This window comes from Anaeromicropila herbilytica, assembly GCF_016591975.1.
Taxonomy (GTDB): domain Bacteria; phylum Bacillota; class Clostridia; order Lachnospirales; family Lachnospiraceae; genus Anaeromicropila; species Anaeromicropila herbilytica.
This window is the reverse complement of the sequence record NZ_AP024169.1, coordinates 2719644-2743969: the sequence shown is the minus strand read 5'-3', so window position 1 is coordinate 2743969 and position 24326 is coordinate 2719644. Positions and strand designations below refer to the sequence as shown.

The following is a 24326-nucleotide window of genomic DNA, read 5'->3' as shown; positions in this document are numbered from 1 at the left end:
TTATGGTACTTTCCCATTTTAAAGGGCATGTGTGGCACTTTTTATATTATGTAGTTTCTTTATGGGTTTATTTATATATAGTTAAATTTTATCTTCTTTTCCACTTTCCAAGAAGACCCTTTTTAAATCTTGCAATATGCATAGGTGCATCTTCGCTACCAAGCTTTTCAGCTCGTTTTAGATAATCAATACCTTTATTAATATCTTCTGGAACACCTAAGCCGTCCACATAGATTAAGCCAAGGCCAGTGAGGGCAGTGGGTTTATCCTCACATTCTTCAAATAACAATCTTGCGGCTACATGATCCTGTTCTACACCAAGTCCCTTTAGATAACACATACCTAAGACAGGGAAGGCATGTTTATCATCTCTACTGGCAGCCATGTCTAACCAGTAATAAGCACGTCCATAATCTACTTCGGTACCAACACCATAATAGTAGCTAAGACCTAATTGAGTCTGTGCTAAGAGTCTTCCAACCTCAGCTCCTTTTAGATAACAGCTAACAGCATAGGTTGCATCCTTTTTTGTACCTTGTCCATTGTCATACATATAGCCGATATCTGCCCAAGCATCTAGATTACCCTTGTTCACAGAGGATTCAAAGTAACGTAGAGATTCTTCGTATTGATTATTATCATACAAATAATCTGCATATTCCGCTTCGAATCCTGGATGACCTGTATTTGCACAGTATTTTAGAAGTTCAGCATACTTCTTAGCGTTTGGAGCAAATCCCTCCTCGCCATCTTGATACATAAGTAGTAGATTCTTTGAGAAGAAGGCATAACCTTGATGAACTGCCTTTAAGAACCAATCCTCAGCTTTCTTCATATATTCTGGTTTGATTTTATCATACTGTTCAGGGGTGAAATGTTCAATCTCATATATGTCATCCCAATAATAGGTATTACCAATCATATACTGGCAAAAAGGATGTCCAGCTTCTGCTTTTTGAAGCACAATGTCAAATGCCTCTTTTATAGTGTCAAATGTCATAATGCGGTGAACAGTAGCATTCGACATTCCAGTTGTCCGCATGCCACCTAAGACTCCACAAGCACTTCCCATCTCAATACTTTTCTTTAATAATTCTGTTGATTTCTTTTCATCATCTTCAAAACCAGAGTATTTCCAGATATATTGTTGACCTAGAAAACAGCGGGATAGAAAATAGTAAGCATCTGCGTCCCCTTCTTTTGCAGCTTCCGTAAGAAGTTCGGATGCTCGCTTCATCTTATCTTGTTCATAATGTTTAAATAGTAATTCGATAGCTTCTTCTGTTTTGTCAGAAAAAAATTGTCCCATATTAATATCCTCCACTTATTAAGATTATTTATTTTTATGTATTATTTATCATTATGTATTAGTTCTTTTTATGTAGTAGATCTATTTATGAATTAGTTCATCAATATCCACTTTGATTGTTACAGGCGGATGATTAGCAGTTTCTCTGATTGGAGAGTATGTGCTAGATGAGGTCCTAGCATGCTCGTTAAGTGTTTCTTCAGCTATTATTCTTCTATAATTCGCATAGAATTCCATGCGTTTCACCTTTGATAGGAATCGAAACTCATTATACTCATTCGAACCACCTTGCTTCGTATATGGATACTCCCCACATAAATATTGGTAGATTGCTTTCAATTCTTTGGACAGGAGCAGATTAAATTTTATTTTCTTATCATTCTGATCCATGATATATAAATGGTAAAAATTCATATGAAAATTTATTTCATGAATTTGAAAGATTGCTCGTATATTATCTTTACGAAAAGCGGCAACATTAATGAAATTACATTTGCCAATCATCCATTCATTACCTACATAGACACCATTAAAGAACTTCCCGTTGTTATAGATATCCTGATCAATTTGGTCAAATTGTCGATACATTTCCATGATATCGTGCACTTGGCAGTGTGCGAGTACGGATTTACCTAACTTACTTTTCTCAGGATGGTGCAGTTGTTGTAGTAGAAGATAAGCCAAGCCACTCATCGTAAATAAAATAATAAGTGGTACAAAATAATTGTATGTTAGAACCTTTATCATAAGAGGGCTCATTTTGATGTTGTGAAATGTAGAATAATCGATGATAAGCCTTCTGATCAACCATAGAAGGGAAAGTATCATAAGAATCACAGGTACAATCATTTTTATGATACAATTATGTAGAAGAAGTCTCTTGCATATGCTAGGTATTTTCTCTTGTTTATAGTTCAATAGTAAGTCTCCTTTTCTATAAATGAAAGTCTAATTATATCATAAAAAGTAGTAAAATACAAATTTATGGAAATAAAGTTATCAAGTGATGAAATAGGATGAAGGCAATTATTGCAGAGTATATGAAGCAATGTTTCTTAAGAAAAAATCAATAAATTATTAATTTTTATATTAACAGTTTAGATATATAATAGGTTTGGGAAAAAATTGGAATGATAATTTCAATCATAAATTAATCTAAGAATTATTACTTCAACTTAGATGATGGGAAGGTGAGAGTAGAAATGGAACAAATTATTAAGAAAATGAACAAGGGAATCACTTATCTACTGATATGCACAATGGTAATACCGTTTATGATCAGTAATTCAACCAAGGCAGCAGAATCGGATGTTAAAGTAATTGGAGACTATGATTTCATTCTCGACAATATATATCCAGTAGACTTTGACACGAAGGGAGTTGTATACGGTTACTATAAAGGAAAAGTTGTATTAATGAATGGAGCAACTGGTAAATTGATTAAGACAACAGAATTCACCGATATCAATGAGATAAAGCCTAATAAGTATAATGACAATGTCGATGCAATTGTGACGATGCAGAAGGATAATATGGTATATTTTGGTTTGATGGATAAAGAAGGTAATACATTAATACAGCCTAACAAATATACTCAGATCTTTTATGATGATCGCAATTTTAGTGCTGTGGATGCTAAGGGTAATACATATTACATATCAAGAACGGGTAAGGTACTATATACCTTTAAAAAAGACGATATAGAAAAAGGTTATATAATAGAAGAATATGAGAAATTCTTTCTTGTATACAAGCCCAATTATGCAAAAGGTCAAAATCGATTTACCAATCCAGTTAGCGTATCGGTTAAAGGAGTATTTGACTATGAAGGGAATCCAGTTAGACATATTCAAAATGCATATAAAACTGCAACCAATCAATACTGGTTATTGTACAATAAACAAATCAAAGAGATGAAGAGTAGGGTGAAAAATGAAGTAAGAAAAGAAGTTATAGCAAAGTATAGAGATAAAATTGATATTGCTACTTATTTAACTCCTATAGGAAATTGTTATGTGATTGATGCCGATGGTTATATAAATAATCCTGATGGTACAGCTAAATATTCAATTAATCGATCTTATTTATTTGATATTAATGGTAAAGTAATAGATAAAGCAGATCATTCAGTTATAGTTTCATCAAGTGATTATGTTGTATTACAAAATGGAGAATTAAAGAATGATAATTTTATAGCTAAAAATGCAACATTATATAACACGAAGTCATATCAAAAGTATAATAATAAAGATCTTAAAGAAGCAGGTCCAAACATGCGTAAATTTAAGGATTGTATATATGGAGAATATTTTTTATCTGGTTATGACGAAGAGGATATAGTGGTAACAGGTATATATGATACAAAGGGTAACTTGGTAAAAAGATATCAAGGTCTTTATTTTGATTACTATACTTTATTATCGGATGTTAATGAACAAAAATCTAAGGAATTAAAAGAAGCAGGAAAACCATACTATTGTCTTGAAACGCAATCTTTTCGTATTGGGGATGGCCAAATCGCATTAAAATCATTAGATCAAAATAATTCTAGGATAACATTTTTCGATGACTCACTCAATGAAATTTTGAAAATAGATTTAGATAAAGACACGGAAGCCATACATTTTTACGAATATAAAATATTAACTAACAACGCTGGAATATATGTAAGATATTTATTGGACGGTATTTATACAGAGACTGTATATAATCGATTAGGTAAAGTGATTTATACTTACAGAGATACAAACAGTGACAAAAATGTATATAATCAGTCGAATGGTGCTACAAATTACATAGGCTGTATTAAATACACGAATATCATTAACATTGGGAGTGTTGTCTTTACTTCTGCAGAGAATACAGGAGAAGGGGAAGTGACACTTACTTGGAAGCCAGTAAAAGGAGCAGAAGGATATGATTTGCGAGCTGAAAGCATTGGACCAGATTGTGATACGGCTGATGAGTACACAAAAGGGAATTCGATAGTATTTACAGGTTTAAAGAAAGGCAAAACCTATAAATTTTATGCAAGGGTAAGGTCTTTTGATAAATCAAGTAGATATGGTAAACCTATTACTGTGAAGGTAGATAAGTAAAATTATAGATAAATAAAAGGTGAGAGAAGAAATGAAGAAAAAGATTAACAAACTAATTATGTATATACTTATATGTACAATGGTTATACCATTTAGTATAAGTAATTCAACCAAGGCAGCAGAGCAGACGTTTAAAATAATCGGAAAGTATCGTTCAAAACTTGACACTACCTATCCGGTAGACTTTGACACAAATGGAGTAATCTATGGATACTCTAGGGGAAAAGTTGTATTAATGAATGGTGCAACTGGTAAATTGATTAAGACAACGGAATTTACCGACATTAATGAAATAAAACAGAATAAATATAATGATAATATTGATGCAATTGTGACGAGACAGAAGAATAGAACAGTATATTATGGCTTGATGGATAAAGAAGGTAATACCTTGATTTCTCCAAATAAATATACCGAGATGTATTATATGGATCGTGGTTTCCGTGCAGTTGATGCAAAGAAGAATGAATATTACATATCAAGAACGGGTAAGGTCTTATATACCTATGAAAAAGATGATCAGATAAAAGAATATGACAAATTCTTTGTGGCATATATTCCTAGTTATCCAGATATAAGAAATAATTTAACCCCTCCAAGTAGTGTACAGATTAAGGGTGTATATGATTATGATGGAAATCCAGTTACAGAGATTCCAGAGGAAGAGAAAACAGCAGATAATCAATATTGGTTATTGTTAAATACCTCAATTAAGGATATGAGGAGTACAGCTGAGAAAGAAGTTAGAGCGGAAGTTCCAGAAAAGTATAGAGATAAGATTAATCTTAATGTTGATTTTACTACAATAGGTAATTGTTACTTGATCACTGTCAAAGGCGATATAATCAATGGATTTAATAAAGAATATTCGATTGAACGTTATTATCTGTATGATATGAAAGACAAACTATTAGCGAAAGCAGATGAAGTAGCAATAGCTTGGGATGATTATGTTGTGTTAAGAAATGCAAAGATTGTGAATAACGAGAGAGTAATTGCAGATGCAACGTTATATAATACAAAGACATATCAAAAATGGGAGAACACTGATTTTAAAGATAAAGACGATTCTCTTTGCGTACATAAATTTGCTGATTGGAAATATGGTGAATATTTTATATCGTGTTATTATCCAGTGGAAGATGATAATCTGCATTCAGATTTATATAATGTAGCTTTATATGATGCAAAAGGTAAGTTGATAAAAAGATATGATGATTATTATGATTTTTATACTGTCCTCGCGGATGTTGATAAACAAAGATCACAAGATATCAAAGATTCAGGTGAGATTTATACTTATTATTATGGGGATGATTTGAGGACCGAAATTGGAGATGGGCTAATTGAATATAAATCCTTGGCAAAAAATAAAGTTCAGTTAACCTTCTTTGATTATTCTTATAATATAATCGCAAAAACAACGTTAAATAAGAATATAAAGGATATTAATATCTTAGACTATAAAATATTAAATCATAATTCGGGAATCTATGTAAGTTATCAAACTGGAAAAGTGTATACAGAGACGGTATATGATCGTAATGGTAAAGTCGTATATAACTATAGTGATACAAACAGTGATAGAAACGTATATATTCAGTCCAATGGTGTTACAAATTACATAGGTTGCTCAAGATTAGCAAAACCAATTACTATTGGAAGAGTTATATTTACCTCAGCTAAGAATACTGGACCTGGGGAAGTGACGCTCACTTGGAATGCAGTGAAAGGAGCAAATTCATACGAGGTAGATTGTAGATGTAATCAATCAGCATATTATCACGAAGAATACACTAAGAGTAATTCAGTGGTAATCACAGGCTTAGAGAAAGGTAGCTCTTATACATTTAAAGCAATAGCAATAGGAATTCATACAGCAGGAAAATATAGCAGACCTATTACGGTGAAGATAAACAAATAAAGCAGTATATTAATCCCTCATCTAAGGTCTGGGTTGCTAACTTAGAAAGTAAGTTAATAAAAAGTATGACATTAGTAATGTATGACAATAGAAAGAAGAGATAGAATGAAGAAGAAAAGTGCATTAAAAGTAATCGCCTACATACTCGTGTGTGCGATGATACTACCATTTACAACCAACAATACAACCAAAGCGGCAAATACAACATGGAAAATAACGAATAAATATAGAAGCACCTTAGAGAAAGGGTATCAAACAAAATTTGATACCAATGGTGTCATCTATGGATTCTATAAAGGAAAAGTCGCATTAATGAACGGTATAACAGGGAAATTAATAAAGGTAACAGATTTTACGAACTATAATGAAATTAGAAAGAATAAGTATAATTCAAATATCGATGCAATTGTTACGAAGAAAGTAAATGGAAAACTTTACTTTGGAGTAATTGACAAAGTAGGAAATACGTTAATACCAGGAAATAAGTATACAGAAATCTATTATATGGATCATGGATTTCGTGCAGTAGATGGAAACAATACATATTTTATTGATCGAACAGGAAAGATTCTATATACATATGAGATGGATGATGTGATAGAAGAGTATGAGCATTGCTTCGTCATCTATCAACCGACTTACCCAGAACATAGAAGAAATATGAAGCCAATTAGTGCAGAATGTAAGGGCATCTTTGATTACGAAGGTAACGAATTACCCTCTATACCAGACGAAGATAAAACAGCAACGAGTCTATACTGGGTTCAATATAATACAATCATTCACGATATAAGGCAAAAGTCTGAAAGCGAAATGAGAGAAACCATATCGGATGAAAAGTATAAGAAAACAGAGATTACGACAGACGTCACTCCTAATGGTAACTGCTATATTGTTCATGCAACATTGCAATCAGATAATCCAATTAATCAATATTATCTATACAAGATGAACGGAGAAAAAATCGGTAATGCTGATCAAATCATTGAGGTAATAGATAAGGATGCAGTTGTATTAAGAACTATTAAGAGCGAAGTAAAGAACAAGGTGAATGAAAAGATAGTTACAAACGCGATGCTTATCGACACAGACACTTATCAAGAGCAAAGTGATACTGAGTTCACAAATTATGATGAATATGAGCTAGGTGATATCCGTTCCTTTGGTAAGTATTTGATATTTTATTATGACGGAGGTGATGGAACAAATAATAATATAGGCTTATATGACGCAAAAGGTAAATTAATTAAGAAATATAATAGTATGAATGTAATCAATAATTGTTGTCTAGAATTAGATAATAACATTTACAATTCCAATATGGAACCATTGAATCTTAAGGGATATTTATTAAATGTAAATGATGCTGATAGCGAGTTCTCCTTTGAACATGCTGATTTGTTATACAATAGAATATCGGAAAGTAAAGTTCAAGTGTCATTCTTAGATGACTCTTTAAAAATAATTACTAAGAAAACATTTAAGGATAAATCCAATACGTTAGATTTCTTAGACTATAAAATATTAAAGAATAACACAGGTGTATATCTAAGATATCAAGTTGGTAAAGTCTATACTGATATAGTAATCGATCGCACTGGTAAAACAGTATATAGTTACAGTCATAATGATCCGAATATTAATCTTTATTTTCAATCAAGTGGTACTAAAAATTATATAGGATGTAGCAAAATAAAGTATATTTCCAATATAGATACACTTCAAAAAGTAAAACATCTATCTATAAAGAATACAGGAGAAGGTGAGTTGACAGTTAAATGGAATGCAATCGATGGAGTTACGGGATATGAACTTCAATATGTAAATGGTGATGATGTAAGACGTTACTCGACAAAATCAAATTCCATAATACTAAAGGGATTAGAAAAAGGAGCAGAATGTCAGATTGGAATATATGCGTTAATTGAAGGTGATGGTATCTATGATTGGGGAAGTAGTACCTATCGAGATGTAACAATTACTAAGTAGTGCAACTTACCTAGAAAAAACTTAATTCAATATTAGATATTATTATTTAGATTATACAAAAAGTATTAGAAAGAACCCTTTTATTCGGATCTCTTTACATGGAGAAATCGATTCGTGTAAAGGGGTTTTTTTATTAGAAAGTGGTAATGAATTAACTAAAAGGCTTTTGATAATAAAATTCGTGAATGAAAAAAATATAAAAACAGAAATTACTGGTATAAATCAAATTAATAATAATCAAAAAATTTACAAAGACTATATTAGATTGATATTTTCTTGCAAAATATTCGAGATTCGGGAAAGTGAAAAAGTTATCATTGAAGAAAAGGTATCATTATAAAGAAGCAAAGGAAAATCTAATATGAATACAAAAACTAAATCAAATACAAAGAAACAGCATAATACAACAAAACTGACCGTAGGTGGAATATTAGTAACATTAGGAGTTGTATATGGAGATATCGGTACATCGCCACTTTACGTTATGAAATCTGTACTACATGGGAATGGTGGATTAGAAAATGTATCAGAAAGCTTTATCCTTGGAACGTTATCCATGGTGTTCTGGACAATCACAATATTAACAACAATAAAATATGTGTTAATTACGTTAAAAGCAGATAATAAAGGAGAAGGAGGAATCTTTTCACTATATACTCTAGTTCGTAGACGATCGAGATGGTTAATTATACCAGCTATGATTGGAGGCTCTGCGCTATTAGCCGATGGTATGCTAACTCCTGCAGTTACTGTTACGTCTGCCATTGAGGGTCTGAAACTAATTCCAAGATTTGATCGTTTTATTGGAGACAATCAGAAAAATATTGTGATTATTGTAATAGTTATCATATGTATCTTGTTCTTTATCCAGCATATTGGTACGGACTTAATTGGTAAAATGTTTGGACCAATTATGTTTCTATGGTTTAGCAGCTTGGCAATCTTCGGAATCTTAAGCCTGTCTACCAATTGGACATTACTTCGCGCATTGTGGCCTACGTATGCTATTCATACTCTATTTAGCAGTGAGAATAAATTGGGTTTCTTTATCCTTGGAAGTATCTTTCTATCAACAACAGGAGCAGAAGCACTCTACTCTGATCTTGGTCATGTTGGTAGGCATAATATATATTCCTCATGGCCATATGTAAAGATCTGCTTATTATTAAACTATTTTGGTCAGGGAGCTTGGATCTTATCTGCTAAGGGTAATGCTGTATTGCAGAATAAAGAAGATTTGAATCCATTTTATCAAATGATACCGGAGGGATTTATTCTATATGGAATTATAATATCAACTTTAGCAGCGATTATTGCTTCCCAGGCGTTAATCTCAGGCTCATTTACACTGGTATCCGAAGCAATTAAATTGAACCTATTCCCCAGACTCCATACCCTTTATCCATCTAGGTCGAAAGGTCAACTCTATATACCTTCGATTAATCGAATTCTATGGATTGTCTGTATTGGAATAGTTCTATATTTTCAGAATTCCGAGCATATGGAAGCAGCATACGGTCTATCCATTACAGTAACAATGTTAATGACAACCATTCTTTTATATAATTATTTGCTAAGGAGAAAGACACCAAAACTATTAGCAGTTATCATGTTAGTTTTCTTTTCAACATTTGAGCTGTCATTCTTTGTCGCTAATATTGTTAAGTTTATGCATGGTGGATTTGTTGCGGTCATCATAGCTTTGGCAATTCTCTCTATCATGTATATATGGATTAAAGCGTATTGGATTAAAATACGTTTATTAGAAAATGTTCCAATTGAAGATTATATGGATCAATTGAATCGCTTGAGGCAAGATGAGAGTCATCCCAAATATATAACGAATCTAGTGTGCTTAACGAGTTGTGATAACCCAAAAGAGATCGAACGTAAAATTATGTATTTTATCTTAGATAAACGGCCAAAGAAAGCTGACGTATACTGGTTTGTGCATATTTCAGTTACCGATGAGCCATATCAAGCAGATTATTCGATAGATACCTTTGGAACCTCTTATATTGTAAGGGTTCAGTTGAATCTTGGATTCCGTGTTGAGCAGAAGTTAAATGTATTCCTTCGCCAAATCTCAACGGAATTAGTAGAGAGTGGAGAGATCAAACTTCAATCCAGTACCTATACGACCATGCCTGATCGTAAAGTAGGTGATTTTCGGTTTATCTTAATTCAAGAAGTATTATCCCATGAGTCAGAGATTAGCTTCTGGGATTCCTTGATTATACAAGCCAAATTATATATCAAGAAGTATACGGTGTCTCCATCTAATTGGTTTGGACTTGATACAAGTGATGTGTATATTGAAAAAGTACCGTTATTTGTGGGACAACCAAGTCGGATACAATTAAATAGGATTAAGAAATGAGCTTCTAAAAGTTTGCTGATGACCTGTTTTGGGGGGTGTGTAGGAAATTTGCACAAAACAGAAAAGCTTATGTTTCATTGAACTTGTATAAGAAGTTCTAGTTCTCAGATTATTTTGTGTAAAACATATCCTAGGACAGATAACTCACTTCGTTCAAACAGATCTGTCCTAGGATATTACACAAAATGATCTGAGAACAAGATCTTCTAATACAGGTTCAAAGGCGCATTCGCTTTTTCTGTTTTGTGCAAATTGCCAGGCAAGATTATGAAACAGGTCATAGGTCATTTGTCGGGGAAAGCAGAATTCATAATTGGATATAGATGTCTTAAATCCGTATTAATTCATACTAAGAGCATATTTAATCGATAGTCAATCTACTCTTAATCTATCATAAATAAAATTCAAATCAACCCTTAATCCATCATAAATTAAATCAACCCTTAATCCATTATAAATCAAATTTATATCAACCCAATCTCCACCCAGTAAATCAACCTTTCGGTTGATTTATTTTTTTGGCTAATTCTATAGAATAGGAGTATGAAATTCAAAAAGACTTAGTCGATTGCGAACTTTATATTATATTGGATACTTGATTAAATTAAACGTTGGATGATTATGATATCATGATTAACACACTGTTTGGATTGAATTTATCAAGTATTATAAGAGATTATGACTGGAAAGTTAAAGATAGTAACTTGACTAGATTTCGCAATTAACTAGGTCATCATGAAAATTGAATAATGAAAATGAAAGAAATGAAAGGAAAGATCAATTATGAATTCAATTGTAACAATTAATCAGCTAGAAAAAAACTTTGGAGAGAAGCAAGTGGTCAAAAAAATATCATTTGAGGTGCAAAAGGGGGAGATCTTATGCTTCCTTGGACCAAATGGAGCAGGTAAAAGTACGACGATCAATATTTTAAGCGGTATCTTAGGATATGACAGTGGAGAGATGAATTACAAGGGGAAGAGTATTAAGTCTTGTCTTAATGAATTTAAGCAACATCTAGGAGTTGTTCCTCAAGATCTTGCAATCTATGAAGAGTTAAGTGCTGAACAAAATGTGAAATTCTTTGCGTCCCTTTACGGATTAAAAGGAAGAGAACTAGAGGAAAAAGTAACTAAAGCACTTGATTTTGTTGGACTTTTAGAAAGAAGAAAAGATAAAGCCAAGACATTCTCGGGTGGAATGAAGAGACGACTTAATATTGCTTGTGCCATTGCTCATGAACCTGAATTATTAATCATGGATGAGCCAACTGTTGGTATTGACCCACAATCGAGAAATCATATTCTAGATTCCATCAAGAAGCTTAGTAAACATGGGATGACAATTCTATACACGACTCACTATATGGAGGAAGTAGAAGAGATCTCGACCAGAATCCTAATTATGGATAGCGGAACCATTATTGCAGAAGGAACCAAAGAGAGTCTGAAAGAAGATATCTTTGATGAAAGACAATTTATCTTAGAAGTGGAAGAAGAGAAGAATCTGAACATCGATGATTTCTATACGATAGAAGGAATCAAGAAGGTAGAGAGAAAAGAGCATGAACTAACGATAACTACATTAAAGAATATTGAAAATCTTGATAAGATTATTGCAATGGTTATTAAGAATAAGGCGAAAATTCTTAACCTGTTCTGTAGAACAGCTAGCCTTGAAAATGTATTCTTAAGATTAACTGGTAAGAGTTTGAGAGATTAAGTGGAGGGGTTATGATGAGAAATTTATATTTAATTACAAAAGAAGATTTGAAAAATCTAGTTAAGAACCCGATGTGGGTATTCTATGGAGCGGTATTCCCATTCCTATTTGTAACAATCCTTGGATTCCTAGGGAAAGATGGCTATGGAAAGGAAGTAACCTCCTTTGATTATTACGGCATTACTCTTATGATCTATTCCATTCTAAGCAGTGGAATGACCTCAGCGAATGCATTTATGGAAGTGACCATACAGAAACCAAATATGCGAATAGTCTACGCACCAGGAAGTGAAAAGAATATCTATTTATCTAAGATTATAGCATCATTTTTATTTACATTTGGATGCCACTTAATTGATCTGATGTTACTATGTGGCATATATCATATGCGAATTCATGCAATTCCTCAGATTCTTATTTTGTTCGCACTAACAGAGATCTTTTCCGTTGCACTTGGTGTTATGTTCTGTTGTATTTTTAAAACAGAGGCAATGGCGAATCAGATCTTAGGTGTTGTAATTAATCTATTAGCTATATTCGGTGGATTATTATTTTCGCTAGATGGCTATGGCAAAGTGATTCGAACAATTAGCTATATATCACCAGCAAAATGGTTGGTTAAAGCAACTTTTGGACTAATCTACGATCATGATTATTCATGGTTTTATCCTACTGCGATAGGAATGGTATTTGCAATCATAGTAGTAGTCGCTATCTGTAACAAAACATTTAGAAAAGAGGATTGTATATGTTAGAAGTATTGAATAATGATTGGAAAAGATTATTAGAAGAAAAAATGTATCTATGTGTCTCCATTGCGCTAACCATTTGCTCTATAGTGGCAGCTATTGTACTAACCAATACGATGCAAACGAAAGGCAATATCGCAATGGTTGTGACTGATCAATCAGCGAATACAAGTCTAAGCAAAAAATTTAGTAGCTCACCATATTTTCACGTAAGTAAAATGAAAAAAGCTCCGTTAGAATCCGATATGGTGCAAAATCGATATGATGCTATCGTTACAATGAAAGAGGACGGTTCTTACAATATAAAAACAATTAAAAGCGATGATATGAAGAAAATGATTGTTGGAGCACTAAATAACCCAGATTCTTATGTGCCAAGTAACGATAAGGACCGCGAGATTGGAACGAATATCATGGGATATATGATGATGTTTGTACTAATACAAGGGCTTTTCTATGCGAGATTTTTTGCAAAAGATAAGGAAGAACACATCATAAAAAGGGTTGTTACCTCTCCAATAGCATTTCGTAAGTATTTGTTTGGGCATGCTACGTTTATCTTAGGTATGATATTTGCTCCTACGTTTGCCGTTATCTTAATAGCGAAGATACTTGGTGTAGCTATAGGATTCTCCTTGTTAACTTATGCACTCTTAATTGCTGTATTATCTATATTAGCAACAGCTTTTGCATTATTTCTTAATTCGTTTTTCTGTGTAGCGGATACTGCAAATATGATTGGAACAGCCACAATTACGTTAACTACAATTCTTGCTGGAAGCTTTTATTCATTTACTAAAAAGGAATCGGTACTTGATAAATTGGTTCATTTACTACCACAAAAAGATTTTATTAATTATGTGAATGCATTGGAAAAAGGGCATCTATCGCGAAATATTGAACTACAATTTATCTACGTCTTGGTAATATCAGCAATCTTTTTCTTAATTGCTGTGATGAAAACAAAAAGAGATTACGTGTATCGCTAATGTAATGAGTTGCCCGACAAATGACCTGTTTGGGAGGTTGTCTAGGCAATTTGCACAAAACAGAAAAACTCATGCTTCATTGAATATGTATAAGAAGATCTAGTTCTCAGATCATAGTGTGAAAAAAGAAAATTTCACACCCCTTGATTGTTACATCGCCATAGGCGATAGAGGGGAGCTTTCATGTAAAACATATGCTAGGACAGATAACTCGCCTTGCTCAAACAGATCTGTCCTAGCATATAACACGAAATAATCCGAGAACAAAATCTTCTAATACCTATTCAAAGGCGCGCAATCGCTTTTTCTGTTTTGTGCAAATTGCCAGGCTAGATTTTGAAACAGGTCATTTGTCGGGCAACTCATGGCATTAAGTTAAGATAACACCCTCAAAAGAGAAGAGTATGTAGAAATACATGCGCGACTCTTTTGAGGGTGTTATCCACTTGTTACATTATGCTTCATGAACGGTGTTGGAAAAGGAACTGCAATTGTGAGTAGATTAAATTTTAAAAAAGTATTGACTATACAATAATTGTATGATACAAATATATGCGAGGAGATGGTAATATGCAAAAGGAAAAAAGTTGTACGAAATGTAATGATATACCTGATAATAATTGTTGTGTAGATGAAGTTGGATTAATAATACAAAAACTTGTAAGGGTATTTCAAGTTTTCGAAAGAGATGAAATTAAAGCTTATGGATTTACGACATCTCAATGTTACACCATGCTAGAGTTGTATCGATGTGAAAGTCTTACTATGAACGAGTTAAGTGATAAAATGAATTTGAATTCAAGTACAATGACTAGAATATTAGATAATTTAGTTAGGGACAAATATATTTCACGTAATAAGGATCAATCTGACAGGAGAGTTGTTATTGTAAGCCTGACTGATGCAGGCCAAGAAGTTGCTAAAAAATTAGATACAACAGTTAAAGCTTATTACAAAAAGGTTATAGCTAATATACCTGAGGGACAGGTTGAAGAAGTATTAAAGTCTGTTAATATTCTTCAAAAAGCTTTTGAAAAAGCTAATCCAAACTGCTGCTAGCAGTTGCCACACAATACTTGTATGATACAAATAATTGCTAAAGTTAAGATATTTATCTTTATAATGTAGCAAGTACTTGTATGATACAAGTAAATAAATCGAGTACTTGTATCATACAAATAAAAAACATTCAAAATTAGGAGGTATATCAATGATTAACTTAATGAAAGACACAATTTTTTATGTAATAAGCACACTAGTACATGATGCTGTTCCATTATCATTTGGGATAGTAGTTGCATGTATACTTAATGTTTATGTTGATCCGCAAAAATTTAAAGCATTACTGCTAAAGAAGAAAAGAATATCAATACTAGGAAGTGTTGCCTTTGGTACATTTACTCCATTATGCGCTTGCGGTACTATGGCTGTTGTCGTTTCAATGCTCACCACGGTACTCCCATGGGGACCAATAATGGCTTTTATTACATCCTCTCCACTTATGAGTCCAGACTTATTTGTTATGCTGTCAGGTATCATAAATGTGAAATTCGCTGTAGCCTTAACTGCTTTCTCCATATGTATCGGAGCGATTGCAGGGTATATTAGCTATTATTTAGAAAATCACACAACATTTTTCTATAACCAGCTTAGATTCACTAACAACAAAGCAACAGATGAGGGAGTTAATAAATCATGTTGCGTATCCACCTTGCATAACATAAACTCGGTTAAGCCTTGCTGCACAACAAACGGTAGTATAAATAAATCTAATAGTTTTATTAAAAAATATAAAATAAAGGAACTATTTGATACCTTTATAGATTTGGGAGTGAAAAAAATACTGGTATACTTTTCAGTTTTTGCAGCAATTGGATACTTTATCAATAGGTTTGTTCCTACTTCAGTGATTATGTCATTGTTTGGATCCCATAATATTTTCTCGGTGCCATTAGCAGCTCTAATAGGTGTTCCATTATATGTTAGCGATGCAGGAACAATACCACTGATTAAAACACTATTAGATTCAGGGGCAAGTGGTGGGGCTATTCTTGCATTTATGATTACAGGTCCTGGAACAAGTGTAGGTGCAATAGCAGGAAGTCTTACAATAATGAAAAAGAAATCTGTATGTTTTTATGTAGGTATATTATTTGCTAGTGCAATACTGTTTGGCTACTTATATAACTTTTTATTATATATGGGGATGTAAATTGATAGGAGTTTTTGGTGTATCCAATGCTTTATCAGTAGCTATTTTCAATTCTACTCTACAACAACGTTGTAATGGTCCAATTAATCCAGGGTAAATTCAATAAGAAACTTAGTCATATCTTGTTTTTCACTAATTTTAATACCTATTATTACAAAACTATATGATATATCTATAATGTATGGCTTGGCAGCGTCATCAGGAATAATATTAACTTATTCGATTATATCATTTATACTAGGAAGAAAGTTTGTTTACGGAAATGGATATTTGACAAAAACTATAGAATTAGGTGGTAATGTAGAAATATAATAGAAACAGTGCTACATAGAATTAACATATTGACAAATATCGATATTTAGAATATACTAACAATAGTTCGATAAACATCGATATGAGAAATAAAGGATGGTGTTGATATGGTAGCAATATGGAATATATTTCAAAATCAAATACTTGGAATGAAATGGTTAAATGTATTAATTGGTGATGGTCTATCTGCTGTAGGTCTTGATATAACATCCAGATTAGGTGGAAGTATCCAGTTCTTTCTCTATGACACGATAAAAATATTAATATTATTATCTGTATTGATTTTTATCATTTCATATATTCAAAGCTTCTTTCCACCAGAAAGAACAAAAAAGATACTTGGTAGATTTCATGGAATAAAGGCTAATATTCTTAGTGCTTTGCTTGGAACAATAACACCGTTTTGTAGTTGTTCTTCGATACCTCTGTTTATTGGGTTTTCAAATGCAGGGTTACCTGTTGGTGTTACATTTTCATTTTTAATCTCTTCCCCATTGGTTGATTTGGGAGCATTGGTATTATTAATGAGTGTCTTTGGAACGAAGATTGCATTAACATATGTAGTGGTTGGACTTGTATTAGCTGTAACTGGAGGAACCATTATTGATAAGCTTCATATGGAAGATCAGGTGGTACGATTTATAAATTCGAGCTCATCGGTGGATATTGAAGCACAGGAACTATCAAGAAAAGAAAGAATGACCTATGCAGCGGAACAAGTGAAAGCAACTGTAAAGAAAGTATTTATTTATATATTAGTTGGAGTTGGTATTGGTGCATTGATTCATAACTGGATACCAACAGATATCATACAAAAGATACTTGGTACAGACAATCCATTTTCTGTGTTAATAGCTACGGTAGTTGGTGTACCGATGTATGCAGATATTTTTGGAACAATTCCGATAGCGGAGGCATTATTGGCTAAAGGGGTAGGCGTTGGAACAATTCTTTCCTTTATGATGGGAGTAACAGCGTTAAGTTTACCATCCATGATCATGCTAAAGAAGGTTGTGAAAAATAAGTTGCTATTTACATTTATAGGAATAGTAACAGTTGGGATTATCATTATTGGATATTTCCTTAATGCATTTGGAGGTTTCTTTATATAAGTTTGTTAGCAACGAAATTGGGCTACAGTTTAGCCACATTGTTTGACATTTCTTGTTATGTTGAGTAATATATATCATATCGATGAATATAGATAAGAGGTGTAATCAATAATGAATCAATACGAACAAGATGCAAATATATTTAAAGCACTTAGTGATCCCAATCGCTTAATGATTATTGAGATGTTGCAGAGTGGAGATAAATGCGCGTGTAAGATATTAGAGGAATTAAATATTGTACAGTCTACTTTATCCCATCATATGAAAATATTATGTGAGTCTGGATTGGTAGAAAGTACTAAGATGGGGAAATGGATGCATTATTCCCTAAGTAAACAAGCTTTTAAAACAGCAATAACCCGTTTAACAGAAATAGAAGAAAAAATTGTATAGATATAACTGTGAATGTGGTGAAGGCTGCTGTAAATATTAAAAATAATTAAGTACAGTATGACTTTTAGTGATGCTAGTACATAAAAGGAGAGATGATCTTTGGCATTATTTGGATTAGGTAAGAAAAAAGATGTAAAAGAAACAAATACCTGCGGTTGTGAAGGAACTTGTAATTCAGAGGCAATGGAAAAGGTAGCTGAAAATCATGAACAGAAGGAATCGGTTAAGGTTTTAGGATCAGGTTGTGCAAAATGTAATGAACTTGAGGCAAATGTGAAAAAAGCTTTGGAACAGCTTGGAATGGATACCGCAATTGAGCATGTGACTGATTTCGGTGTGATTGCAGCATATGGGGTTATGACGACTCCAGCACTTGTTGTAGATGGAAAAGTAGTATCATACGGCAAAGTGTTAAAGGTTGATGAAGCTATCAAATTATTTCAAAAAATTAGGTTATAATAGGTATATATAAATGAGTTGGGGTCAAAAGTCTTATTTTAGTGTACTGAGTGTATATTGCTGTATAATTATGAATTTTGGCTACCTTTCCCTCAGTAAAGTTTACAAAACAAACTTATCATATTTATTACAAGCCTCAGAGCTAGCGAAAATACTCACTCACGTTCCTATTTTCACTATGAGTCTTGACAAAATATAAACGATACCTTCGGCCGGACTACCAATGTCGTCAACTTAACACTTGTAGTAAAAAAGTTTACAAAAAATTGTACAAAAATAAAACATCATATTTGATTATTTATAAAAATAGTGTAAACTATATGAGCGAGCAGTTTTTCGTTTTATAATGTATATTATAAAGTGGATTTTGTGTTCTGGGAGAACTTCATCCTGCTTCGCATTTTCTTTCGCTCATAAGAACGGTTTGTACGTACTTGTGAGCGATTTTTTATACCTATTTTTATCAAATTATTAATAACCTTTTTAGCAATACGATAGTTACAAATCAAAGTATATAGCTTATTAAAAAGATAGTTTACTAGAATATTTCTATTTGTTTTATAACATGTTGTTTTCTTTGTTTCCTGTTGAATATTAGATATTTCTTCATTGCAAACAGAAGCAAACATTGATAATAGGTTTGAAGCAAACATCGCAGCATAAAATTCCTGTTCAATTGCTTCCGGTTTTATGCCCATAAAATTTTCTAGCTTTAATATCGATTTGACTTCACGATATTTCGTTTCAATCCCCCACCTTATAAAATATAGTTCTTTAAACATTTCAACAGTTATATTGGGGTCAAAAAGATTTGTAACAAGTGTCTCTTGTAAGCCTGATGGCAAATCAAACTTTATAACTCTTAGCGGATAGGAACAGTCGTTATGAGAATACTGTATTGAAGTATCACCATAATTACATTGATATACCGCTTTTAACGCACCATGGGACTTTGTTTTATGTCTCATTACAAAGAAACATTGCTTTTCTTGAAGTTGCGCATAGAGTTTTCTAGATGGATAACCTCTATCAAAAATAATAATTGGTGCTTTCTCTCCGTGAACTTGATTTAAATTAAATTCATCGATTAATGTTTGGGCTTGAACTAATTCAGAAGTACGATAATGAACGAGTTTTGTATTAAGTAAGTTATCATTCAAAACATCATACAAAGCCGAAGCAGAAGCCAGAGCGACAGGGTCATATTGATTTTTTTTAGAACCATAATAAGTTTGATTTTCTTTTGTGTTAGGAATCTGCAATGAAGTACCATCAATCGCTAATACAGGGTGACCATTCCAAGTATTAAGGTTTGATCTTGTTTTATTAACATCAGTAGTCATTAGAAAAATTTCACGAAAAGCATCAGGTTTAATTTTAAAGCGAGCTTTTGAAAAAGCCTGTTTTGAAATTGAGTCAATTGCAAGGTTTGAAGAATCTATGTAATCGGAAAGAGCCACAGATAAAGATTTTTGTGGCTGACTTAAAAGGAATAAAATAATATCCTTAAAAGTTAATTTTCGATTACGATTAAAGCTTTTTTGATTAATCCTATGTTTTTCAATAAACTCTTCGCTAGTAATAAGGTTATTAACTGATTTTAATAAAGATGATATTTTTTTAATCATAATATGAAGTCCTCCAAAATTTAATAGTAAAAATGTATCTATTAAAATTTTGGAGCAAACATTTGTTTGTCAATTTGCATTTTAGACAAAATAATGTTTGATTTTTGTTCAGTATTTATTTGTAACTTCTTAAGTTGACGACATTGGCCGGACTACGCCAAAATTAATAATTATACATCAATATACACAATGTAAGTTATAAAGGCTTTTGCCCCCAACATCATATAAATACAGTAATCAATAAAAAACATGTAGAAGCCATGATGGAACTACATGTTTTTTAATTTATTGAAAATTTCTTCAAATTCCCTATAAATTAAAAAGCACTCCGTACAGGCTGCACACAAGCGCGAAGGGAATATGTCGCTAATACGACCACACTTGGCGCGAGATTTTGCATTGCAAACTCATTGTTCTTGTCGATTTTGCATATATATTACATGAATCATATTGACATATATCTATGTGTTTTATACAATCATTACATAGATAAATATCTATATGATAAACTGAACAAAGAATTGAAGGAGATTCCGTTGATATGAAAGACTACACCGAATATGCACCTATATTTAAAGCACTTGGAGACAGTACGAGGTTAAAAATCATAGAAATGCTTTCCTGTGGGGAATTGTGCGCTTGTGATATTTTAGAATCGTTTCAGATAACTCAGCCGACACTATCTTATCACATGAAGATTCTTACAGATTGTGGGTTGGTCAAGAGTCGTAAGGAGGGTTCTTGGATACGCTATAGTAATAATACTGAATTGATTCTTAATATAAAAGAATACTGGAACATCATTACAACGGAACAGGATGACTGTATCTGTAAGGAAATAAAGGAGGGCAAGACATGCGAATAATCATAATTGGAGGAGTTGCAGCGGGAACATCGGCGGCAGCGAAAGCACGAAGAAATGATGAAGGCGCTGAAATTGTAATCTATGACAAGGATAGTTTTATTTCATATTCTGGTTGTGGAATGCCTTATTACATCGGAGGAGAAGTGGAAGAAGCCGACAAGCTGACGCCTAGAGACCCTGCATTCTTTAAAAGTAAATATAATGTAGATGTTAGAGTTTTGCATGAAGTTTTAAATGTGAATGTAGAAACAAAGACTTTAGAAGTTAAGAATTTAATAAATGGGCAGGTGTTTTCTGACTGTTTTGATAAACTGATACTTGCAACAGGTGCATCGGCAGTAATTCCACCTATAGAGGGTGCGAATAATTCTAGTGTATTTACATTACGAAATATTGGTGATATGAATCGAATTAAGTCCTATATCAACACCGTTCATCCTAAGAATGCTGTAATAATAGGAACGGGCTTTATTGGGCTTGAAGTGTGTGAAAATCTGAAAGGATTAGGGATAGAAGTAACGCTTGTGGAGAGGCTTCCACAGGTCACGCCGGGACTTGACCCAGATATGGCAGTTTATGTAGAAGACCATTTAAGGAAAAATGGTGTTAAGGTATATACAGGTCAGTCAGCTGTAAAAATAGAAGAAAATAAAGTATTTCTTGAAAATGGGGAATCCATTGTTGCTGATCTCGTTCTTCTTACCGTAGGCGTAAAACCAAACACTAATCTTGCAGAAAGCATGGGAGTGGAGCTTGGGGAGACAAGAGCAATCAAGGTTGATGATAAAATGAAAACCAATCTTACAGATATATATGCTTGTGGAGATTGTATCGAGCAGTATCATGTGATAACAGGAAAGCCTGTGTATCGTCCCATGGGTTCCACTGCAAATAAGACAGGAAGAATCGCAGGTGATGTGATTACGGGCGGGAATCTTTCTTTTCGTGGAGTTCTTGGAACGGGAATCTTTCAGGTTTTTGGATTGGCGGTAGCGTTAACTGGATTATCAGAGAAGGCGGCATTAAAAGAAGGATATGATGTGGAAGTGTGTCATAATATAAAACCTGATAAACCGGAGTACATGGGCGGTAAGGAAATGGTTATAAAAGGAATTGCTGACAGGAAAACGGGAAGACTCTTAGGAACTCAGATTGTAGGGCAGGAAGGCGTTGACAAGCGAATTGATGTATTTGTCACAGCAATCACCTATCAAGCAAAAGTAGAAGATTTATTTCATTTGGATCTTGCATACGCTCCACCATTTTCGACAACGAAGGATCCAGTTATGTATACAGGAATGATTCTTGATAATGCTATAAATCAGGGAAGAAAGTTAATCACAGCAGGTCACCTAGCAGACGTGATTGAACGTAAGGAGAAGATACAGATAGTAGATGCGAGAGTGGTTGCCCAATATGAGAAAGATCATGTGGAGACAGCAGTAAATATGCCTCATAGCAAACTGCGGGAACAGATGAAACAACTTAATCCTGATGTAATGACTGTTACTTACTGTAACAAAGGAGTAACCGGAAATGCAGCACAGAATATCTTACTTAATAACGGATTTAAGGAAGTCTATAATTTATCAGGTGGACATAAGAATTATAGTAAAACAAAAAATTATTGTAACAGATGTAATCCCCATTAGAAAAAAATAGGAGGAAAAGGGAATGACAGAAGTAAAAATTAAAGAAGAAAAGAGAGGTAAATTATCTTTTCTTGATCGCTTTTTAACATTATGGATATTTGTTGCAATGGGTATTGGAATTATTGGGGGCGTAGTATTTCCTAGTCTCGCAAAGTCACTTGGAGAATTTAGTAGCGGAACAATTTCATGGCCAATAGCAATTGGTTTAATAATAATGATGTATCCACCGCTTGCCAAAGTAAAATACGAAGAGATTGGAAATGTTAGTAGACACAAGAAAGAATTTTTTCTTTCATTAGTATTAAACTGGATCATTGCTCCAACTTTAATGTTCCTATTAGCTGTATTAATGCTAGGTAGCAAACCAGATTATGCAATTGGACTAATTATAATTGGTATCTCACCATGTATAGCAATGGTAATCGTATGGAACTCATTGGCAAAGGGTGATAATGAATATTGTGCTGCTTTGGTAGGTATTAACTCAATATTTCAGATACTATTTTATACTTTTTACATCTATTTCTTTGTGACTTTTTTACCTAAATTTCTAGGTCTATCATGGGGAGGTCAAACGGTACAGGTCTCAATGCTTGATATTGCTAAAAGTATTTTAATTTATTTAGGAATACCATTTGCTGCTGGCATATTAACAAGAGTGATTTTAATCAAATTCAAATCAAAAGAATGGTATGAAAAAGTATTTATTCCTAAGATTTCTCCATTAGCGTTAATTGCTTTACTTTACACAATTGTAATTATGTTTATTACAAAAGGGGAACAGATTATCAATAATCCATTGGATGTAATCATAATTGCATTACCTATGTTAGCTTATTTTGCACTAATGTTCTTTGTTAGCTTCTTTATTTCTTATAAATTAGGTTTTAAATATGATAAGACAGTAACGATAGCTTTTACAGCTGGAAGTAATAATTTTGAATTAGCAATTGCAGTTAGTACTGCAATATTTGGAATTGCTTCTGATGTTGCATTTACAGCAGTCATTGGACCATTAATTGAGGTTCCGGTAATGATAGGTCTTGTTAATATAGCGTTGTATTTTAAAAAGAAATATTATGATACAAGAATTGCAAATAATAATTAGAAGGAGATTATAAAATCATGAAAAAGATGCAGATATTTGAACCAGCTATGTGCTGTTCCACAGGACTTTGCGGTGTTGGAGTTGATCCTGAGCTGTTAAGAATTTCTACGGTGTTAAACACATTGGAGAAGAATGGGATGCATGTGGATCGTTTTAACCTTACAAACGCTCCACAGGAATTTGTAACGAATAAAACAGTAAATACTTATATTAATGAAAGTGGAGTGGAGGGATTGCCAGTTATTGTTGTAGATGATGAAATTGTGATAACTGGAAGATATCCATCCAATGATGAATTTGTTAAATTACTTAATGTACCTAAAAGTTATGTTGGAGAAAAACGAAGTCCAGTAAAAGCCACGTTTAACAAAAAACACGGTTGTGGATGCTCTGGCTCAGATGGTTGCTGTTAATAATAATTACTG

At 33.0% G+C, this 24326-nt stretch carries 19 protein-coding genes; 16 read left to right on the top strand and 3 right to left on the bottom strand.

Annotated elements, in window-relative coordinates:
* Positions 1-88: 88 nt before the first annotated feature.
* Positions 89-1309, bottom strand: a complete 1221-nt coding sequence (locus tag bsdtb5_RS11845; RefSeq protein WP_271712193.1) for a tetratricopeptide repeat protein — start codon at positions 1307-1309, stop codon at positions 89-91.
* An 81-nt stretch (positions 1310-1390) separates the two neighbouring features.
* Complete coding sequence (locus bsdtb5_RS11840; RefSeq protein ID WP_271712192.1) at positions 1391-2227, bottom strand: hypothetical protein; 837 nt, start codon at positions 2225-2227, stop codon at positions 1391-1393.
* Positions 2228-2511: 284 nt separating this feature from the next.
* Between bsdtb5_RS11840 and bsdtb5_RS11835 the strand changes: the two genes are divergently transcribed.
* From bsdtb5_RS11835 to bsdtb5_RS11780, 12 genes are all read left to right on the top strand, one after another.
* Positions 2512-4407, top strand: a complete 1896-nt coding sequence (locus bsdtb5_RS11835) for a fibronectin type III domain-containing protein (RefSeq protein WP_271712191.1) — start codon at positions 2512-2514, stop codon at positions 4405-4407.
* Positions 4408-4438: 31 nt separating this feature from the next.
* The gene (locus bsdtb5_RS11830; protein ID WP_271712190.1) at positions 4439-6331 is read left to right on the top strand and encodes a fibronectin type III domain-containing protein; all 1893 of its coding nucleotides are present in this window, start codon (positions 4439-4441) and stop codon (positions 6329-6331) included.
* Positions 6332-6436: 105 nt separating this feature from the next.
* Complete coding sequence (locus bsdtb5_RS11825) at positions 6437-8320, top strand: fibronectin type III domain-containing protein (RefSeq protein WP_271712189.1); 1884 nt, start codon at positions 6437-6439, stop codon at positions 8318-8320.
* 361 nt (positions 8321-8681) lie between these two features.
* The gene (locus bsdtb5_RS11820; RefSeq protein ID WP_271712188.1) at positions 8682-10700 is read left to right on the top strand and encodes a KUP/HAK/KT family potassium transporter; all 2019 of its coding nucleotides are present in this window, start codon (positions 8682-8684) and stop codon (positions 10698-10700) included.
* Positions 10701-11483: 783 nt separating this feature from the next.
* Positions 11484-12422 carry an ABC transporter ATP-binding protein gene (locus tag bsdtb5_RS11815; RefSeq protein WP_271712187.1) on the top strand — a complete coding sequence of 313 codons (939 nt, stop codon included), beginning with the start codon at positions 11484-11486 and terminating at the stop codon, positions 12420-12422.
* 11 nt (positions 12423-12433) lie between these two features.
* Positions 12434-13177, top strand: a complete 744-nt coding sequence (locus bsdtb5_RS11810) for an ABC transporter permease (RefSeq protein WP_271712186.1) — start codon at positions 12434-12436, stop codon at positions 13175-13177.
* Positions 13171-14160, top strand: a complete 990-nt coding sequence (locus bsdtb5_RS11805; protein WP_271712185.1) for an ABC transporter permease — start codon at positions 13171-13173, stop codon at positions 14158-14160. The genes bsdtb5_RS11810 and bsdtb5_RS11805 overlap by 7 nt, the downstream gene beginning before the upstream one ends.
* 570 nt (positions 14161-14730) lie before the next feature.
* Positions 14731-15219, top strand: coding sequence for a MarR family winged helix-turn-helix transcriptional regulator (locus tag bsdtb5_RS11800; protein ID WP_271712184.1), 489 nt, complete (start codon positions 14731-14733; stop codon positions 15217-15219).
* Positions 15220-15370: 151 nt separating this feature from the next.
* Positions 15371-16372 carry a permease gene (locus tag bsdtb5_RS11795; RefSeq protein ID WP_271712183.1) on the top strand — a complete coding sequence of 334 codons (1002 nt, stop codon included), beginning with the start codon at positions 15371-15373 and terminating at the stop codon, positions 16370-16372.
* Positions 16373-16791: 419 nt separating this feature from the next.
* Positions 16792-17796, top strand: a complete 1005-nt coding sequence (locus tag bsdtb5_RS11790) for a permease (protein ID WP_271712182.1) — start codon at positions 16792-16794, stop codon at positions 17794-17796.
* A 111-nt stretch (positions 17797-17907) separates the two neighbouring features.
* Complete coding sequence (locus tag bsdtb5_RS11785; RefSeq protein ID WP_330611607.1) at positions 17908-18189, top strand: ArsR/SmtB family transcription factor; 282 nt, start codon at positions 17908-17910, stop codon at positions 18187-18189.
* 99 nt (positions 18190-18288) lie between these two features.
* The gene (locus bsdtb5_RS11780; RefSeq protein WP_271712181.1) at positions 18289-18648 is read left to right on the top strand and encodes a thioredoxin family protein; all 360 of its coding nucleotides are present in this window, start codon (positions 18289-18291) and stop codon (positions 18646-18648) included.
* Between the two features lie 353 nt (positions 18649-19001).
* Here the strand turns inward: bsdtb5_RS11780 and bsdtb5_RS11775 are convergent, their stop codons facing one another.
* Positions 19002-20276, bottom strand: a complete 1275-nt coding sequence (locus bsdtb5_RS11775; RefSeq protein ID WP_271712180.1) for an IS4 family transposase — start codon at positions 20274-20276, stop codon at positions 19002-19004.
* A 541-nt stretch (positions 20277-20817) separates the two neighbouring features.
* Here bsdtb5_RS11775 and bsdtb5_RS11770 point away from each other — a divergent pair.
* Genes bsdtb5_RS11770 through arsD form a run of 4 tightly spaced genes read left to right on the top strand, consistent with a single transcriptional unit; the run spans position 20818 to position 24314 of the window.
* Positions 20818-21141 carry an ArsR/SmtB family transcription factor gene (locus bsdtb5_RS11770; RefSeq protein ID WP_271712179.1) on the top strand — a complete coding sequence of 108 codons (324 nt, stop codon included), beginning with the start codon at positions 20818-20820 and terminating at the stop codon, positions 21139-21141.
* Positions 21132-22793 (top strand): FAD-dependent oxidoreductase, encoded by a 1662-nt coding sequence (locus tag bsdtb5_RS11765; RefSeq protein ID WP_271712178.1) that lies wholly within the window; start codon positions 21132-21134, stop codon positions 22791-22793. Before bsdtb5_RS11770 ends, bsdtb5_RS11765 begins: the two co-directional genes overlap by 10 nt.
* Positions 22794-22815: 22 nt before the next feature.
* Positions 22816-23901, top strand: a complete 1086-nt coding sequence (gene arsB, locus bsdtb5_RS11760) for an ACR3 family arsenite efflux transporter (RefSeq protein WP_271712177.1) — start codon at positions 22816-22818, stop codon at positions 23899-23901.
* 17 nt (positions 23902-23918) lie between these two features.
* Complete coding sequence (arsD, locus tag bsdtb5_RS11755) at positions 23919-24314, top strand: arsenite efflux transporter metallochaperone ArsD (RefSeq protein ID WP_271712176.1); 396 nt, start codon at positions 23919-23921, stop codon at positions 24312-24314.
* Positions 24315-24326: the final 12 nt, after the last annotated feature.